Source organism: Bacillus sp. JJ1609, assembly GCF_036967045.1.
Lineage (GTDB): Bacteria > Bacillota > Bacilli > Bacillales > Cytobacillaceae > Mesobacillus.
On the sequence record NZ_JBALSS010000008.1, the window covers coordinates 78,106 to 95,613 of the forward strand.

17 protein-coding genes are annotated in these 17,508 nt (G+C 41.7%); 9 read left to right on the forward strand and 8 right to left on the reverse strand.

The window, feature by feature from the left end; all coding sequences use genetic code 11:
• Positions 1-306 precede the first annotated feature (306 nt).
• Positions 307-1,584 carry a sugar ABC transporter substrate-binding protein gene (locus tag V7654_RS09155; protein WP_335430041.1) on the reverse strand — a complete coding sequence of 426 codons (1,278 nt, stop codon included), beginning with the start codon at positions 1,582-1,584 and terminating at the stop codon, positions 307-309.
• A 285-nt stretch (positions 1,585-1,869) separates the two neighbouring features.
• On the opposite strand from V7654_RS09155, the gene V7654_RS09160 reads away from it, so the two are divergent.
• A complete protein-coding gene (locus tag V7654_RS09160; protein ID WP_335430042.1) occupies positions 1,870-3,630 on the forward strand; it encodes an alpha-glycosidase in 1,761 nt (586 codons plus the stop codon).
• A gap of 466 nt (positions 3,631-4,096) precedes the next feature.
• Complete coding sequence (locus V7654_RS09165) at positions 4,097-5,455, forward strand: MATE family efflux transporter (protein ID WP_335430043.1); 1,359 nt, start codon at positions 4,097-4,099, stop codon at positions 5,453-5,455.
• Positions 5,456-5,491: 36 nt separating this feature from the next.
• On the opposite strand, the gene asnB is transcribed toward V7654_RS09165, so the two are convergent.
• Positions 5,492-7,339 carry an asparagine synthase (glutamine-hydrolyzing) gene (gene asnB, locus V7654_RS09170; RefSeq protein WP_335430044.1) on the reverse strand — a complete coding sequence of 616 codons (1,848 nt, stop codon included), beginning with the start codon at positions 7,337-7,339 and terminating at the stop codon, positions 5,492-5,494.
• 342 nt (positions 7,340-7,681) lie between these two features.
• On the opposite strand from asnB, the gene V7654_RS09175 reads away from it, so the two are divergent.
• A complete protein-coding gene (locus V7654_RS09175) occupies positions 7,682-8,242 on the forward strand; it encodes a DUF2777 domain-containing protein (RefSeq protein WP_335430226.1) in 561 nt (186 codons plus the stop codon).
• 87 nt (positions 8,243-8,329) lie between these two features.
• Here the strand turns inward: V7654_RS09175 and V7654_RS09180 are convergent, their stop codons facing one another.
• From V7654_RS09180 to V7654_RS09200, 5 genes are all read right to left on the reverse strand, one after another.
• Positions 8,330-10,366, reverse strand: a complete 2,037-nt coding sequence (locus V7654_RS09180) for a sensor domain-containing protein (RefSeq protein WP_335430045.1) — start codon at positions 10,364-10,366, stop codon at positions 8,330-8,332.
• Between the two features lie 129 nt (positions 10,367-10,495).
• Positions 10,496-10,849, reverse strand: a complete 354-nt coding sequence (locus V7654_RS09185; protein WP_335430046.1) for a YisL family protein — start codon at positions 10,847-10,849, stop codon at positions 10,496-10,498.
• A gap of 106 nt (positions 10,850-10,955) precedes the next feature.
• Positions 10,956-11,864, reverse strand: a complete 909-nt coding sequence (locus V7654_RS09190) for a fumarylacetoacetate hydrolase family protein (RefSeq protein WP_335430047.1) — start codon at positions 11,862-11,864, stop codon at positions 10,956-10,958.
• Between the two features lie 56 nt (positions 11,865-11,920).
• Positions 11,921-13,117: a DUF418 domain-containing protein gene (locus V7654_RS09195; protein ID WP_335430048.1), complete on the reverse strand. Its 1,197-nt coding sequence runs from the start codon at positions 13,115-13,117 to the stop codon at positions 11,921-11,923.
• 108 nt (positions 13,118-13,225) lie between these two features.
• Positions 13,226-14,818: a long-chain-fatty-acid--CoA ligase gene (locus V7654_RS09200; protein ID WP_335430049.1), complete on the reverse strand. Its 1,593-nt coding sequence runs from the start codon at positions 14,816-14,818 to the stop codon at positions 13,226-13,228.
• A gap of 187 nt (positions 14,819-15,005) precedes the next feature.
• Here V7654_RS09200 and V7654_RS09205 point away from each other — a divergent pair, with 187 nt between their 5' ends.
• The 6 genes from V7654_RS09205 (at position 15,006) to V7654_RS09230 (ending at position 17,105) form a co-directional block, all read left to right on the forward strand.
• Positions 15,006-15,227: a spore germination protein gene (locus V7654_RS09205; protein WP_335430050.1), complete on the forward strand. Its 222-nt coding sequence runs from the start codon at positions 15,006-15,008 to the stop codon at positions 15,225-15,227.
• A gap of 14 nt (positions 15,228-15,241) precedes the next feature.
• Complete coding sequence (locus V7654_RS09210; protein ID WP_335430051.1) at positions 15,242-15,478, forward strand: spore germination protein GerPB; 237 nt, start codon at positions 15,242-15,244, stop codon at positions 15,476-15,478.
• Between the two features lie 97 nt (positions 15,479-15,575).
• The gene (gene gerPC, locus V7654_RS09215; protein WP_335430227.1) at positions 15,576-16,145 is read left to right on the forward strand and encodes a spore germination protein GerPC; all 570 of its coding nucleotides are present in this window, start codon (positions 15,576-15,578) and stop codon (positions 16,143-16,145) included.
• A complete protein-coding gene (locus V7654_RS09220; RefSeq protein ID WP_335378352.1) occupies positions 16,146-16,322 on the forward strand; it encodes a spore gernimation protein GerPD in 177 nt (58 codons plus the stop codon).
• Positions 16,323-16,326: 4 nt separating this feature from the next.
• Positions 16,327-16,731 (forward strand): spore germination protein GerPE, encoded by a 405-nt coding sequence (locus tag V7654_RS09225; RefSeq protein WP_335430052.1) that lies wholly within the window; start codon positions 16,327-16,329, stop codon positions 16,729-16,731.
• Between the two features lie 155 nt (positions 16,732-16,886).
• The gene (locus tag V7654_RS09230) at positions 16,887-17,105 is read left to right on the forward strand and encodes a spore germination protein (RefSeq protein WP_335378350.1); all 219 of its coding nucleotides are present in this window, start codon (positions 16,887-16,889) and stop codon (positions 17,103-17,105) included.
• Here V7654_RS09230 and V7654_RS09235 read toward each other — a convergent pair.
• Positions 17,102-17,410, reverse strand: a complete 309-nt coding sequence (locus tag V7654_RS09235) for an HNH endonuclease (RefSeq protein ID WP_335430228.1) — start codon at positions 17,408-17,410, stop codon at positions 17,102-17,104. The two genes, V7654_RS09230 and V7654_RS09235, sit on opposite strands and share 4 nt — an antisense overlap.
• Positions 17,411-17,508 lie beyond the last annotated feature (98 nt).

The window sequence follows — 17,508 nt, forward strand, 5'->3', positions numbered from 1 at the left end:
GCCTTCCACTACAATCAACCGGTTTTAAAAACAACATTGGGCTTTAACAGAGCCATGTTTTTAAAAAGCATCAGATGCTTTATGAGAACGAATACATTTATTTATATGCTCAGTTTCAATCTGTTTTCACTCTCATGAAGCATCTGATTAATATAAATCTATTTTAGCGCAAACGTTTGCTCAATGAAAGACTTTTTTAATGCACTTTTCGGAAACTTTGTGACTTTTCTCTTAATGGACCAAATTGGTATTTTAGCTTGTAAAATACAGCAGTACCTCCCTTGGGAGGTACTGCTGTATACTATATTATTTAGAGTGGTTTTGCTTGATGTTTTGCTCGATTTGCTTCACAGCACCATCAAGTGCAGCTTTAGGCTCAGCTTTGCCTGTTACAACAGTTTGCAATGCGCTTGCCATTGGTCCCCAAACTTCTCCCATTTCAGGAATGTTTGGCATTGGAACTGCATCTTGAGTTTGAAGAGCAACAGCTTTAGCACCTTCGTTTTCAGCAATAGCTGGATCGTCAACTAATGCAACGTTTGTAGGTACTTCAGCAGTTTGTTCGAAACGGTATTTAGCATTTTCATCGTTAGTGATGAATTCCAAGAATTTAGTTGCCCATTCTTGGTTCTTAGAGTATGAAGATACGTGCCATCCTTTAACACCCATGAAAGTTTTCATTGGAGTGCCATCTGCGAATTTAGGGAATGGAGCAACACCGAAATCGATGCCAGCATCTTTCATGCCGCCAAATGCCCATGGTCCGTTCATTACAGATGCAACTTTACCTTCATTGAATAGTCCATCCATAGCAGATCCGCCGTTTTCGCCAACGATTCCGTTAGGGAATAACTTTTCAGCATACCACTTCTGGATGTACTCAGTACCTTTTACAGCACCTTCGTTGTTCAAGCCAAGATCTTGTGGGTTAAGAGCTCCGCCTTTCTCCCCGAATACATATCCTCCATTACCAGCGATTGGAGCGTGTGCGAAGTAGAAGTTATCCCAAAGAGCTAGGAAACCGTACTTGCCATCTTTAGTGTTAGCTTTTGCGAATTCATATAAATCTTCCATTGTAGCAGGAACTTCAGTCATAAGAGCTTTGTTGTAGATGAATACTGGAGTTTCAGCAGACTTTGGAAGTCCGTATAATTTTCCATCGAAAGTTTGTGCAGAGATAGAAGATTCAGAGAAAGTCTTTTTTACATCGTCACTTACCTTCAGTTCAGCGATGTGCCCTTGAACAGCAAGTTCACCGATCTGGTCATGCGGTAGTGTGATGATGTCTGGGCCAGTTCCAGCAGGACCGTCTAGACGTAATTGTTCTTTCATTTTTGTAGCCATTTCTACTTCTTTGAACTCGATTTTGATACCGTTTTCTTTTTCGAAGTCAGCAGCTACCTTTTCAAGCCAGCCAGACTTATCTTTATCTTCCCATACTACAAGCTTCTCTGGTTTAGAAGCATCTTCTGTTTTGTTCTCGCCATTGTCTGAACCTGTTTTCTCTTCTTCTTTAGGTCCACAAGCAGCAAGAGCGCCAACCATCAAGATCAGCATCATGAAAATCGATAATGCCTTTTTCATGTGTATACCCCTCCTAAAAATGTTTATACTTTTTTAATTGCGCAGAACGCCCAATTACTGTGCAAACGTTTGTAATGTTGTTTGCAAGTCTATGAAAACGATTGCACAACCTACTTCTTATTATAAAGACTTAACCGAGTTTGACAACTAGTTTTTAAAATTTTTTTCCCAATCAGCGTCTTTCGTTAATTTTTTGTGAATCAGCTTTTTTATAATTGACATTTCAAAAACGGTGTTCTAACCTTGTTTTAACCTTGATTTAAAAAAGAAAGGAATGGTTCCCTTTTGTTAAAAGAAGCGATCTATCACCGTCCCAAAGATAATTATGCATACGCTTGCACTAATGAAGAGCTACATATCCGAATTCGCACAAAAAAAGAAGATATAAAAGAAGTTTCACTTCTTAACGGCGATCCGTATGACTGGTCGGATAATAAATGGAATACGAATACCGTTCCGATGATCAAGAGCGGGTCTGACCAGTTATTTGATTATTGGTTTGTCGCCATCAAGCCTCCATACCGCAGAATGCGTTACGGGTTCATTTTAAATGATGGCAGTGAATCCGTGTGTTTGACGGAAAAAGGCTTCTATGATGAAGCACCTGTTGATGACACAGGTTATTATTTCGCATTTCCTTATTTAAATAACATCGATGTTTTCCGTACACCTTCCTGGGTTAAAGACACCGTTTGGTATCAAATTTTCCCTGAACGGTTTGGAAATGGTGACCCATCGATCGATCCAGAAGGCGCATTGCCTTGGGGAAGCGCTCCACCTGAAAAGGATAATTTCTTTGGCGGAGATATTGAAGGAGTAATCCAGCATATTGACTACCTCGCAAGCCTCGGGATCACCGGTATTTATTTTACACCTATTTTCAAAGCTCATTCGAACCATAAATATGACACGATTGATTATATGGAATTAGACCCTCAATTCGGCGACAAAGAGACCTTGAAGGAACTGATCAAGGTTTGCCATGAGCGTGGCATTAAGGTCATGCTCGATGCTGTGTTTAACCATAGCGGATTATATTTCCCGCAGTTCCAGGATGTTCTGGAAAAAGGAGAGGAATCTCCTTACAAGGACTGGTTCCACACTCGCGAATTTCCACTGGTAATGGAGCCGAGGCCAAATTATGATACGTTTGCTTTTGAAAAATCAATGCCAAAATTGAATACCGAAAATCCTGAAGTCATCGAGTATTTATTGGAAGTCGGACGCTACTGGGTCCGTGAATTTGATATTGATGGCTGGAGGCTTGATGTTGCCAACGAGGTTGACCATTCCTTCTGGAGAAAATTCCGCTCTGAGGTAAAAGCGATCAAGCCTGAGCTTTACATCCTGGGTGAAATTTGGCATGACTCCATGCCTTGGCTGCGCGGCGACCAATTCGATGCCGTCATGAACTATCCTTTTACGACTAATATCTTGAATTTATTTGCCCGCAACAAAATTTCGGTAAAAGAATTCATTGAAAATATGACCACAGTCAACCATATGTATCCGAAAAACGTCAATGAGGTTGCCTTCAACCTGATTGGCAGCCATGATACACCCCGTATCCTGACTGAATGCGGCGGAGATATCGATAAGGTAAAACAAATCTTTACCGTACTCCTTTCATTCATCGGAACACCGTGTATCTATTACGGAGATGAAATCGGCATGAGCGGTGTAATGGATCCTGGCTGCCGTGAGTGCATGAAATGGAATGAAGAGGAACAGAACAAGGACATGTTCAGCCATGTTCAGAAGATGATTCAGCTTCGCAAAGAAAATCCGCTTTTAGCAAATGAAGGCGAATTGCATTTCATTCCATCTGATTACCATGAAAGCTGCTTCGCTTATACAAAATCGAACGGAGACACAACAATATTGATTGTTGTTAACATGAGCAGCGAAGATGCAAGCTACCCTCTTCCATTTAATTTAAAAGGAAAAAAAATCACGAATATCTATACTGGTGAAGAATACGCGGCAGAAAGTGATGACTTGGTTGCTTCGATTGCTGGCAAAGGATTCGCTTTATTCCAATTCTAGTATTACAAACCCCTTTTCCATTATTGGGAAAAGGGGTTATTTTTTTAGATCACGAATAGTTAGAAGGATGATTCCAGAACAAAATTTAGCTAGGTTTCCTGGTATCTAGCTGAATACCGCAAAGACCAGCTGAATTTGCTGTTCAGCCGAGGATAGCATTACTCTATAAGTTATTTTTTACCCGAGTTGCGGGATTTCGACAAAATCTCGCGGAATTGAAATGGATTCTTGCGGGATTAGGCTGTATTCTTGCGGAATTAAAAGCATTTTTCGCGGAATTACCAGCCAGTTTTTTTGGAATTACCCGCTTTCCTGCTTAATAAGCATGTAACTCAAAATCTTGTACATCAATCGGTTTAGGAAATTGTATTCTGGCTAGCTTGCATATCATTTCTTAAATAATTTGCTTTAAATTACTCCCATTGTCTGTATAATTAAGGAATTACAACTTGGAGATGCATATCATATGAAAAAAACTGCTAAATTATCATTGTTTGCCATAACCTGGCCTTTATTTATCGAAATCATGCTTTATATGCTGATGGGAAACGCGGATACGCTTATGCTTTCCCTGTATTCGGATAATTCGGTGGCTGCTGTTGGGGTTTCCAACCAGATTCTTTCGATGGTCATTGTCATGTTCGGATTTGTTGCTACCGGTACAGCCATTTTGGTTGCTCAAAACCTTGGTGCAAAAAGAGATGAAGAGGCACGTGAAGTTTCTGTAGTATCCATTGGGGCAAATCTCGTTTTTGGATTGCTGCTAAGTGCTGGAGTATTCCTTTTTAGCGAGCCATTGCTTAGATTGATGGACCTGCCGCCAGAATTGTTTGATGAGGCGAACGCCTATTTAAGGATTGTCGGCGGGTTTTCGTTTATTCAATCACTGATTATGACCGTTGGCAGCATTGTCCGCAGCTATGGCTATACCCGTGACATCATGTATGTAACAATCGGAATGAACATCCTTAATGTCATTGGCAACTATTTGTTTATATTCGGACCATTCGGAATTCCTGTTCTCGGTGTTGAGGGTGTGGCAATTTCCACTTCTGTCAGCAGGATTCTTGGATTGATCGCTGCCTTCTATGTGATGATGCACAGAATTCCTGGCTCACTGCCAATGTCGATGCTGTTCCGTTTTCCAAAAAAACATCTTAAAAATCTGCTCAATATCGGGATTCCTTCTGCCGGAGAGCACCTTAGCTACAACGGGTCGCAAATGCTGATTACATATTATATCGCGACGCTTGGAACCCAAGCATTGACCGCCAAGGTATATACACAAAATGTCATGATGTTCGTGTTCCTATTCAGCATAGCCATCAGCCAGGGAACCCAGATTCTGATTGGCCATATGGTTGGCGCTAAAGAAATTGACAATGCTTATAAACGCGCCCTTAAAAGCTTGAAACTGGCGATTATCATTTCAATTGCTGCTGCGGGAGTCGTTTCTATTTTTGCTAAAGATCTGCTGGGAATCTTCACCGATAATATGAGCATTATTGAACTCGGCAGCACTCTTATTCTCTTAACTATCATTCTAGAACCAGGTAGATCCTTCAATCTAGTGCTGATCAGTTCTCTTAGAGCAGCAGGCGATGTCCGATTCCCAGTCTATATGGGAATTGTATCCATGTGGGGAGTCAGCGTGACTCTATCTTACTTCCTGGGAATCTATCTTGAACTAGGCCTTGTTGGCATCTGGATCGCGTTCATAGCCGACGAATGGCTGCGTGGACTGTTTATGCTCTGGCGCTGGAAATCGAAGGTCTGGGTGAAAAAATCCTTTGTACCTGAAACGAAGCCTGTCCAGGTTGAATAAGGAATGAAAGCAAGCCCAATTAAAGGGCTTGCTTTTTTAGTCAGCAATATTAATATTATAATCCCTGAACCAAATATGAATCTGTGCGAGCTGTGCCAGAAGCTGAGGCCCTGTCATTAATTGACCGAACCATGGAACCTTGAAGGATGCCCCTTCTGTCTCAATCATGGCTCTTAATGTGCTCTTATCGAAAAATTCGTGCAGCGCACTGTTGGAATCAGCCATGAACTCAGAGAGCATGCTTTGAACTGCCTGGGTATACCCTGGATGATGCGTTTTTGGGTAAGGACTTTTCTTACGGTATAGAACTTCATCAGGCAGAACACCTTCCAGCGCTTTCCTCAAGATGCCTTTTTCCCTGTTGCCATGCATTTTCATTTCCCATGGAATATTCCATACATATTCAACAAGTCGATGATCGGCAAAAGGTACCCTCACTTCAAGACTCGCCCCCATACTCATCCGGTCCTTACGGTCAAGCAATGTCGTCATGAACCAAATGATATTCAGGTAGAATAATTGGCGCCGCTTCGCATCCTCTGGCCGTTCTCCATCCAATACTGGCACCTCGGCAATGGTTTCCGAAAATTTGCCCATCATATAGTCTTCTAGATTCAATTTTTTTTGCCAGTGATCCCTTAGCATATTCTGGCGTTCATTAATCGATCTCATCCAGGGGAATCCTGGCCTGTTTAAGTCTTCTTGCCTGTGGAACCAAGGGTATCCTCCAAAGATTTCATCGGCACATTCACCTGATAGACTTACAGTGAAATCTTGTTTGATCTCCCGGCAAAACCATAGAAGTGAAGAATCAATATCTGCCATCCCAGGCAGGTCACGGACATGGACTGCTTCCGTTAAATAGGCAGCTAGATCTTGCTGTGTAATAATGCTGCTATGGTGGGTAGTTTGGAAGGTTTCGGACATTTTATTGATCCAGAATGCATCGGCGTTTGGCTGAAATTCATTTTCCTTGAAATACAGGTCATTTCCTTCGTAATCAATCGAGTAAGTATGCAGGCTTCCCTTTCCTTCTGCTTTATAGTGGTTTGCGGCGATCGCGGTAATCGCACTTGAATCCAAACCGCCTGAGAGGAATGTACAAAGCGGAACATCTGAAACTAGCTGGCGTGTCACAGCATCTGTGAACAAATCCCTTACTTTTTCTGAGGTCTCATCAAGACTGTCTGTATGGACTTCGCTTTTGACATTCCAGTATCTCCAAGTCTTAAGCCCATTTTTGGAAAAAGTAAGACCATGGCCTGGCCTAAGCTCCTTCATATTTTTGAAAATCCCTGCACCAGGGGAACGCGACGGTCCAAGCCCGAAAACTTCGCAAAGCCCCTCTCTGTCTACCTCTGCCTTTATCTCAGGATGTGCCAGCAGAGCCTTTTGCTCAGAAGCAAACATAAGACCCGAGGCTGTTTCGCGGAAAAATAGCGGTTTGACTCCAAGTCGGTCCCGGCCTATGAAGAGCTTTTCCTCCTGCTGGTCCCAAACGGCAAAAGCGAAAATACCGTTTAAATGTTCCAGACAATTTTCCTTCCATTCCATGTAAGAAGTGAGCAAAACCTCTGTATCAGAATGGCCGTTAAATGAATATCCTATCAATAACAGCGCTTTTCTAAGGTCTTCTGTATTATATAGCTCTCCGTTATAGCAAATCGTATACCGGTTTTCATCCTTTAATCTTGTCATTGGCTGTTTTCCGCCTTCAGGATCCACAACCACAAGCCTTTTATGTCCGAGCGCTGCATGTTTGGAAGTCCACACATTTGTATCGTCGGGACCTCTTTTACTTAAAGTTTCCGCCATTTTCTCCATGGTTTCTCGTTCGGAATCTAAATTTTTTCTATAGTCCACCCAACCTGTTATTCCACACATTTTTTATCATCCTTTCAGCGGAACTTTTCTCGATGGTGTTTAAGCCATTCATACTTTCCTGAATCTAATGATCGCTTAAACATTACTCATCTTATGCAAATACATCCAAACTGGTTAATTAACCTATCTTTTTAAAAACGTGTTATAAATTCATTAAAATCTGTCTACAAAGATGGTGAGCGATAAAGTGAATCTTTCATCAGGGAAATGTATTCTTCCTTTGAATGGGTAGATGAACCAATCGGACCTTTACGGGTAGTTAATCTTCATTTCCTTGCTGATTGCAACGGTTTCAATGGGGATCTCTGCCCGTTAATCTGTGCTAAATTACGGAGGATCCAGATGAACCGACAGCAACGAATCAATCTTATCGAATTCCAGCCCAGGGCTTTTAACACAGGGACAGTAGAATACATCAATAATCAATGGGTTTTTTTTGATGATGAAACAGAAGAGGCGGCACTGGTTGATGAATTCATCCATCAGGAAGTTGAGGTTATGCGCAATAATAAATGGTGCAAGGGATTTTTATTAGACAACGTCTGTATCCAGACTGGGAATGAACAATTTTACTTGCAGGACCAGGAAGTGATCAAAATCAGGAAACCACTGATTTATTCCTTTGAGAGGCTGTTAGATGAGTTAAATGATGAGGCATTCATCCAATTTATCAACACATTGAATTCCCTCAATTTTTCGATCTATGACTGCATTTATTGTTATAATCATCTGACTTTCCTTGATAATGAAAACGGGAAGTCAGGAGTGAATTTTTTAATCCTTGATAATGAAGAGTACATTTGCAGTGTTCAGCATCATTTCGATTATCATGAAAAACAAAATGACAGGTTTGAAATTACCATGAACAATGGCAAACGGGCTGTCATTGAAAGAATCTCATAAAAAACGAGCTGGGGATGAAACTTAACAGTTGCCAGATTAAGAATGCATGACAAAAGCCTGCACGGAATGTGCAGGCTTTCTTTGCCATTAGGAAGAATAGATAACACTTTCAGCGGTACGGAAGCCTGTTTCAAAATCCGCAGATTCAAGCGGTTTTTGGATATAGTATCCCTGAGCATAATGACAGTCCATATCGCGAAGTATATTCATTTGTTCATGGGTCTCTACACCCTCAGCCACAATTTTCACCGCAAGTCCCTGCCCCATTGTGATGATTGCTTTGACAATCGCAATGTCAGAAGGATCATTATGAAGATTATTAATAAAAGACTGGTCAATTTTCAATGTATCAATCGGGAGATTACGCAAATAGCTTAATGAGGAATAACCAGTGCCAAAGTCATCAATCGAAACTTTTACCCCTAGATCCTGTAATGCCTTCATAACCGAAATGCTATAGGCTATGTCCTTCAGCATCGCGCTTTCTGTCAGCTCGAGTGAGAGATACTCAGGTTCAAGCTGGGATATCTCGAGCGCTTTAATCACCTGGCCGATAAATGCATGCTGCTGAAATTGGTGAGCTGACACATTTACCGAGACTCCCAGCTTGGGATATCCTGAGCTCTGCCATTCTTTTGTCTGAATGCATGCGGTTGTCAGCACCCATGCTCCAATTTCATCGATCAATCCCGTTTCTTCAGCAAGCGGGATGAATTGTGCAGGTGAAACCAACCCAAGGTGTGGATGCTGCCAGCGGATCAGCGCTTCCGTGCAAGTAATTTCCCCTGATTTCAAATCCATTAACGGCTGATAGCATAAGTAAAATTCATTCTTTTGGAGTGCCTTTCTCAGATAGCTTTCCAATTCAAGGCGTATGATTGCCTGGTCGTTCATCCCTGTCGAAAAATACGTAATCTTATTTCCGCCTTGATTTTTTGAACGGTTCATCGCAATATCAGCATTTTTCAATAAAATATTCTCATCCAGTCCGTCTCCAGGGAATGAGCTTATTCCGATACTTGCGGTGACGATGAATTCCTGGTTTTGGAAATACAATGGCTTTGAGATGAAATTTTGCAGATCAATAGCTAGCCTGGTTGTCTGCTCGATGCTCACATTTTTTGTAAGTAGCAGGGTGAATTTATCGCCGCTGAATCTTCCCAAATACGATCCTTTCGGAAGGTTATTCTGAATCCTTGCTGCTATTTCCTTCAGGACAATATCTCCGGCATAATGGCCGAGACTGTCGTTAATTATTTTAAAACGATCTATATCGATAACAAGAACTGCAAGGAGTTCCTTCTTTTTCTTGGCCCGGCGAAGCCTTTCCTCAAGCTGTTCGGTGAATCTCATCCTGTTCGGCAAACCGGTATCATGGTCATAATAGGCGAGCTGGATTATTTTTTCTTCTGTTTTTTTCTGATCTGTTATATTCCGTCCAATGCCATATGTTCCGACACATTCACCATTAATTGTAATCGGAATATTTTTCACCTGAAAAATCTGCGTTTCTCCGCTCTTAATCGGGATTTCGATTGTATAAGTCTGGTCCCTTCCCCTTAAAGCCTGGACAAAATGCATTTTAGCGCGCGGAACATCTTCCTGGTTGATAAAGCTCAACGCCGGTTTGCCAATAAGCTCAGCTTCACTGAAACCGAATGTTTTTAAAAACGATTGGTTCACGCTTGTGAAGTTCCCATTTAAATCAGTTGAATAAACAAAGTCGCCATTATTGTCGAACAGCGACCGATAATATTGCTCGGAAATTTTCAAACTTTCATTCAGATGGAGAATATCTTGTTGTGAGGTTTCAACTAAAGTGGTCAAAGTTGTATATTGATTTTGTTTCAATAAAATTATTTCCAGTTCTTGCTTGCTAAAAATCGTAAAGGAAACAACAATCTGTTTTTCTGCAGGCAAATTTTCGCCCGCTTCACAGTTCATCATTGCAGCCTGAGGAAGCTTTACTTTTATCAAATCCTGCAGAGCCTGAAAAGCTTGTTCATCTTCCTGCCTGAAAAAAATTTGCACAAGCAAATTTGGGTAATCTTGCAATGAATTTCTCTCGATATAGCTATTAAGTTGTTCTTCGTTTTGATAAACGCAGCTTTTTGTCGTAGCCATTGCAATCTCCAATAATCTTATTTCTCCAATATCCCTATCTCTTAAAATACCATATTTCAATGGGCGAAGATATGACAAAAAAAGAAAAAGCTGCCAACTTATCAGCAACTTTTTCGACAAAATCGATTATTAGAACAAGTCTGTTCCAAGCGGAAGCGAGAATCCCAAATATAATACAAGAAGCAATGCAACAACGAACTGGATCCATAAAATTGAAGCTTTTTCGTTCTTCTTCGTACGGATCGAGATCATTTCCAGCATGGAAATAACCCAAAGCCCTACTGCTGCCTTCAACACGTACATAATAGTAATGTTGATGCTGAACAAGAGCATAAAGCCCGTCAACAGAATCAGCAGGTAAACAACCCTTAGAATCATGTGGACAATCTTTGAGCCTTTTTCTTTACCGCTTTTATGTAGGCCTATTGAAACAAAGAATAGAATAAGCGCCAAAAACCACGCAGTCATGTGGGCATGTATCATTTTTACACGTCCTCCTATCGTCAAATTCTAAGATATCATACCATATACAAAAGGAAATTCCTAAATATAAAGTGTTGATATGACTAATTGCCAGCCTGTACTAAAATTAGCCTTGTACAATATTGCTCAAAGTACCGATTCCTTCAACAGAAATTTCAATTGTATCCCCTGATTTGAGGAATCGTGGAGGTTTATAGCCTTTGCCTACTCCCGCTGGCGTACCGGTAGCAATGATATCTCCAGGCTCCAGCGTCATGCCCTGTGACAGAACTGAAATGATTTCTTCGACCGGAAAGATGAAGTTTTCCGTATTTGAATCCTGCCTGACTTCTCCATTTACCAGCGTCTGGATATTTAGATTGTTCGGATTCTCGATTGCTGACTTATGGACAATCCATGGTCCCATCGGACATGTTGTGTCAAGGCTCTTGCCAATGAAAAACTGCTTATGGCGCGCCTGCAGGTCTCTTGCTGTTACATCATTTATAATCGTATATCCGAAGACATAATCGAGTGCCTCATCCCGTTTAATTTCTATCCCCTGCTTACCGATGACTACAGCAAGCTCACCTTCATAATCCAACTGCTCAGTCACTTTCTTATGATCAAGGATTGTTGCTTTGTGGCCGATGACCGATGTTGGAGCTTTTGTGAACACCATGACATGTTCCGGAATATCATCCTTGCTTCCCATCTCAATCGCGTGCTCCGCATAATTCTTTCCGACACAAAAAACATTCTTTGCTGGCTTTGGAATCGGGGCGAGTAAGGTTACAGATTCGATCGGTCTATAGAGTTCCTCTTCAAGGTTATTTTCATTTACCCACTCGACGGCTTTCATTGCATCCTCGTAAAACGAGTCACCCGATGCAATGGCCTCCAACATTGAGTCTGGAAACGAGACTTCTCCACCCATTCTTCCCGCTGCTTCAACCAGTGGAAGAACACGATTTTCACCTTCATTGACAATACCGATAAAAATTCCTGTTTCATTTTTAAAAGTACCGAATTTCATGTTTGGTCCCCCTCATATTACTTTTTTAGCTAACACTAAGATAAATGCTTCGGATATTACTTTCTCCATATGACATCTTCCCTTTTAAAGCGTTGCTTCTTCATATACGTACCGCTCCTCCAAAGCCATTCCACCGGTCCATAATAATACCTCTTTATATAAAAGGTGCTGGCGGCAAGCTGAAAAGCGTAAATACTCAAAGCGAGGACTGAGCCTGCAAAAATAGAAATCTCCCCATAGTACCCAAGCCCATAACTGTAAAAAATCAGCGTTGCGACAATCGATTGAAACAAATAATTGCTAATGGAAAGCCTGCCTGCTGCCTCCAGTGGAGCAAGGAGTTTATCAAAAGTTCTTTTCTCCGAAGCAAGTGCTAGGAATAGCGCATACGCCATAGCGAGCATTGCACCACCAAAAGCATCCTGGGCGTAATCCGTCGCCAAGGTTCTGGCAATAAGGTTTGGCAGTGATTTGATAAGCAATCCAGCTAAAGCCAGTGCAGTTGCAGAATAGACCATCTTATACCGCTTGCTTTCCACATTCTCAAAAAGCCTGAGTTTTGCTGCTCCAGCACCAATCATAAATAAAGGCAGGATTGTGATGAGGTAAAAAATGAATCCTATTAGATCATTGTTTTTATACCATTCAGTAATCCTTTGCTCGGTAACCTCTGCAAAACTGCCAGTTTGATAGGCCATCATTGCCTGGGTCGCCGCTTCCTTATCATACATCGTGAACTCACTTTCACCTTGCAAAGCGTCTGCAGCCCCAAGCATAAATAGAAGCAGCAAGTTGGGGACTATGTATAAAATAAATCCAGCTATCAGCAGCCTCCTTGCATTCCAGCCAATTAAAAGGAGAAAGACAAAACCGCACATTGCGTAGGTAATTAAAATATCTCCCTCCCAAATAAAGAAGGCATGAAGCAGCCCCATTAACAAAAGAATTGAAAGTCTCCTTAAGGCAAGCGAATGAAAGCTAAGTCCCTTCTGGAGAGTACGTTCTCTCAATATTACCAGTCCATATCCGAACAACATCGCAAACAACGGGTAGAAGCTTGCCTGCACAAAAATATCAATGAACCTGTATGTAACTAAATTAAGTGTTCCATGCCACCAATTTTCAGGATCGATATAAAAATACGGCGAATGAAAGGAAATCATATTCACTAGAAAAATTCCTAATAATGAAAATCCCCTCATCCGGTCAATTGAAACAATCCTTTTTCCCGCAGGCTGGGCTTTTAACTCCATACTCCCCCTCATTCCATCCAAAAGTTTACATCTATACTATGTATATCACACAAAGCCCTGCATGCCAAAAGAAGAAGGACTGCTTATAGAGCAATCCCTGTTAACCTACTAATTTACAAGCCTTCCATCCTTTCCTTTCGCTTCCCAATATTCATTTCTCAAATGCACCTTCTGGATTTTGCCGGAAGCTGTCTTCGGCAGTTCTTTTACAAAGGTAACTCCTGTAATGGCTTTGAAATGGGCAAGTTTTTCACGGGAGAAAGCAACAAGGTCCTCCTCGGTAACGTGCTCGTTTTCCCTGAGCACGACATAAGCATGTGGTGTCTCGCCCCATTTTTCGTGCGGTACGGCAATGACTGCTGCTTCAAGAACTGCAGGATGATCGTATAATACGCCTTCAACCTCGATGGAGGAAATATTCTCGCCTCCACTGATGATCACATCTTTTTTGCGGTCGACGATATCAATGTTTCCGTACTGATCGACCGTTGCCATATCACCCGTATGAAGCCAGCCATTGCGGATGGTTTCCATCGTTGCTTCTTCATTTTTCCAGTAGCCTTTCATGACCCCGTTGCTTCGGGTGATCACTTCACCAATCTCTGTACCATCATGTGCGACCTCTTCCCCGAAATCATTCACCACTTTTACCTGGCAGCCCATCATTGAAATTCCAGCTTTCGCCTTCATCCGGTATTGTTCATGTAATGGCAGCTGCTTTAAATGTGATCTTACAGTTGAAATTGTGCTTAACGGGGAGGATTCCGTCATCCCATATACCTGGATGAATTCCCAGCCTAGTTCTTTTTCAACCCTTGTAACGAATGCAGGAGGCGGTGCAGATCCGGCAATCACAACGCGGACATGCTGTTCAACGCCAGGTACATTTTTTTCATAGAACTGGAGAAGTGAATTCAGCACAGTCGGAGCCATATGCATTACGCTAACTTTGTTGTTTGCCAATGCGTTAAAAATAGTCTCAGGAGTTGTTTTGCGCAGGCAAACCTGTGAAGCTCCGTTCGCCGTATAGTAAAATGGTGACCCCCATCCATTTACATGGAACATCGGCAGGACATGCAGGAGAACATCTTCATCGCTTACCCTTAGATGATGCATAGTGCTGAGAGCATGAAGGTAATTGTTCCGATGTGTCAGCATTACACCTTTTGGATTCCCCGTCGTTCCGCTAGTATACAGAAGGCTGCAAACATCATTTTCATCAAGCTCCTCACGTGTAAAAGCCTCCGGCGAGTGCTCGTCAAGCCATTCATCATAACCCAGCTCATTCACGCTGTCTTCTTTATAATGGATGATGATGTGCTCCACCGTTTGCAGCTGGTCTTTGATTGGCTGGACCAAATGGTACAAATCTTGGTCAACGAATAATACCTTCGATTCGCTGTGATTCAAAATAAACAAATAATCTTCCGGCTTCAGGCGGATGTTTAACGGAACCATCACCCCGCCTACCTGGAATACACCATAAAAGCCTTCTAACATTTCGATTGAGTTTGGCGCCAGATAAGCGATTCTGTCACCCTTTCCAGCTCCAAGCTTCCGAAGCCCGTCCGATAGCCTGTTCACTCTTTCATTCAGTTCGGCATATGTAAGCGACCTGTCCTCGGAAAAAATTGCCTTTTTGTCACCGTAAAGCGAAACCGCGCGGTCTAAAAACTCGTTTAACAGCAATGGAACATTCATATCTTTGCCTCCTATAGAATAAATTTAAAATTCTAAATATATAAATATATTAACATATTAGCTTTTCTGTTATACAACTTTCCGTCTGTTATATAACATCCTTTCCAAGGGGCAAACATAGGCATTTTAATCACAATCTTTACTTAGGCACATACGATATAAAGAAATCCAGGAAAGGGTGTTGCTCATGCCGGCAATCGTTGGAGTCGTACAGGTCATTTCTCTGGGCAACAGCGCTGTTTTCAACATTGGCGATGTTTACAGAATCAGCCCGGTTTCGAGCGCAAAAACATTTTCAGGTGCTGGCTCATTCAATACCGGAGATGGATTGACTCTATATAATAATCAAAGCTCGACGAATACCTATGATCAAGATGAAGTGGATCAGGGAAATTATTTAAATGCTTAATGCGGGTGATCAGGATGAATTTCTATATACAACAATCGATTCACATTAACCTTTTAAAAATTGATGGAATCACCAATTCCTCTGTTCTGCAAATCGGAAGCGCTGGTATCATCAAGCCTGCTTCTTATCTGTACAACACAGGAGGTTTTACGGGACCGGCACCACAGGCGCAGCATCCTGGCGTTATTAGCAGCTCGGAGTTGCTTGGTACACCTGCTGTACCTTTACAGGCCCCTGTACGAAAGATTTGATACTGGATATCAGTCTTAAAAAAATAAACTGGTTTGATTCGAGGTGATTCGTTTGGATACGGAATTCTATCAATATATAAAAAGGCTGCATTTATATGTGGAGCATCAAAGCAAAAAAATAGGCAAATTGGAGAAAATGATCTTGGATATGCAACAGGAAATTGCAAGCCTTAAAGAAAGGCCTCCGGTTCAAATCGGAAAAATCGAGTATAAATTCGACCAGTTGAAGGTTGAAACTCTAGAAGGAACACTGAATATTGGCTTGAACCCGACAGACCTGAACGAAATCGACGATTTTTCTGTCGATCAGAAAGCCGTGAACGTACCAATTCCTCCCAAACAGTTGTTCAAGCGGACAATCGAGCTTGAAAACACACTGTATCAATATTTAGAAACTGACCTCGAGCAGATTTATCGTGATGCACAAATTAATCTGGGAATAACTGTCGATGATTCTTATTTTACATTTATAAAAGATGATATTAAAAAACAGTTGTCCGGCAGAGTGGCTTATCACTTAAAAGAACTTTCCTCCACCAGTCGGGGAGAAGAATTAAGCCCTGAGATAAATGCAAATGTGATTGAGTTGCTTAAACAGGAAATCCAGAACGGAGTATTCCTTTTCCTGAAAAATCTGCCTGACAATGTAAAGGAAGGACGTTCATAAATGAATTTTCAAGTATATAACCGGGATATTTGCGTCGGCGACATCAGGGTTATAGGCGTATCAAGCTCCTCATTGCTAATGGTCGGGGATGCAGAAATAATCCAGCTGGCAGCAACATTTGATACTCCAGCAGAATCGCTAGTCATCGGACCATTCGTTCCGCTTTCAGTGGAGTGACGATATGTTTCAAAGAACAGCATGTGTCGATCGCATAAAAGTCGATTCGATTATTTTTTCGTCCATTTTCCAAATAGGCGATTCCCAGCAAATCCAGGCCAAATCAAAAGCGATAGCAGTCCAGAGAGAGGCGGAAATTTTTTATGACAACGAAGGGAGTTTCTCAGCCTTTTCCATTTTCTCCGAGGCAATCCCATTCACTCCTGTCGATGAAATCTTCACGAGTTCAACCCAAAATCTCAACCCGGTTTTGAAAGTAAGGAATATCGAGATTATTGGCGCCGCATCTTCCTCAGTTGTCCACCTCGGAAACAGCTGCCATATTTCAATGGAAGCCAGGGTAAAGCATATCCGCCAGCTATTGCCACGGAATGAACTAAATAATAATACCGATCATATTGTTATATAAAATTGATTTTCTCACCGATCTTGTTTTTGCGTTTAGGGACATCTTTACACGTTACAAGCGGGTTCATTCCACTTTCAAAAGCAATCAAAGTGTGGTGCAAAAGCAACAAGTAATCGATTGAAGCATTAATAAACAAGCAGAAAAGGATGTTTTCAATGCCAGCAATTATAGGTCCTGTTCAAATTGTTACTGTCAGCGGCGGCACTGTACAGTTTGGCGATTCCCTGTTCATATCGCCAAAAAGCAACTCCAAGACGACGGCAGGCCAGGGCGGGTTCAATACAGGAGGATTAATCGTCACCAATAACGGCTTAAGTTCCAGCAATGTTCTTGATGCAAACCTGTTTGATCAGCCAACAGTAGGAAATAACTAACGCTTATTACTTTTTCGGACACTAGATTTCGAAATTTTAGGCAGCCTTGTTGAAGGCTGCTTTTTTATCCATTTTAAAAATTTATGTATATCCGGGTGCTTGCGTAGCAGCTCGATGGTATTCAAGTTGGCAGCAAGTTCCTCATTCGTAAACAATGCATGTATCTGCTTATGGCAAGGAATGCAGAGATTTGCTGTCGGCATAAGAGTCCCGCCCATTTCTTTAGGGGTCAGATGGTGGACTGTTACTTCGACTTCCTCTCTGCTGCATAGCTCACATTTCCCAGTCTGCTTTGATTTTGCCATTAGTATCTCCTTTCTTAAAGTCCTTATTAATCTGAAGGCTGTGTTAACGATCATTGTTGATTTTTTAAGCTCTGTTGATTGTAGTGGAAGGCGCGCAG

Bases quoted from the DNA above. Each gene is read 5' to 3' on its own strand.
- V7654_RS09155 (WP_335430041.1), bottom strand. From the start codon at position 1,584: ATGAAAAAGGCATTATCGATTTTCATGATGCTGATCTTGATGGTTGGC.
- V7654_RS09165 (WP_335430043.1), top strand. From the start codon at position 4,097: ATGAAAAAAACTGCTAAATTATCATTGTTTGCCATAACCTGGCCTTTA.
- asnB (WP_335430044.1), bottom strand. From the start codon at position 7,339: ATGTGTGGAATAACAGGTTGGGTGGACTATAGAAAAAATTTAGATTCC.
- V7654_RS09175 (WP_335430226.1), top strand. From the start codon at position 7,682: ATGAACCGACAGCAACGAATCAATCTTATCGAATTCCAGCCCAGGGCT.
- V7654_RS09180 (WP_335430045.1), bottom strand. From the start codon at position 10,366: ATGGCTACGACAAAAAGCTGCGTTTATCAAAACGAAGAACAACTTAAT.
- V7654_RS09185 (WP_335430046.1), bottom strand. From the start codon at position 10,849: ATGATACATGCCCACATGACTGCGTGGTTTTTGGCGCTTATTCTATTC.
- V7654_RS09190 (WP_335430047.1), bottom strand. From the start codon at position 11,864: ATGAAATTCGGTACTTTTAAAAATGAAACAGGAATTTTTATCGGTATT.
- V7654_RS09195 (WP_335430048.1), bottom strand. From the start codon at position 13,117: ATGGAGTTAAAAGCCCAGCCTGCGGGAAAAAGGATTGTTTCAATTGAC.
- V7654_RS09200 (WP_335430049.1), bottom strand. From the start codon at position 14,818: ATGAATGTTCCATTGCTGTTAAACGAGTTTTTAGACCGCGCGGTTTCG.
- V7654_RS09205 (WP_335430050.1), top strand. From the start codon at position 15,006: ATGCCGGCAATCGTTGGAGTCGTACAGGTCATTTCTCTGGGCAACAGC.
- V7654_RS09210 (WP_335430051.1), top strand. From the start codon at position 15,242: ATGAATTTCTATATACAACAATCGATTCACATTAACCTTTTAAAAATT.
- V7654_RS09220 (WP_335378352.1), top strand. From the start codon at position 16,146: ATGAATTTTCAAGTATATAACCGGGATATTTGCGTCGGCGACATCAGG.
- V7654_RS09225 (WP_335430052.1), top strand. From the start codon at position 16,327: ATGTTTCAAAGAACAGCATGTGTCGATCGCATAAAAGTCGATTCGATT.
- V7654_RS09230 (WP_335378350.1), top strand. From the start codon at position 16,887: ATGCCAGCAATTATAGGTCCTGTTCAAATTGTTACTGTCAGCGGCGGC.
- V7654_RS09235 (WP_335430228.1), bottom strand. From the start codon at position 17,410: ATGGCAAAATCAAAGCAGACTGGGAAATGTGAGCTATGCAGCAGAGAG.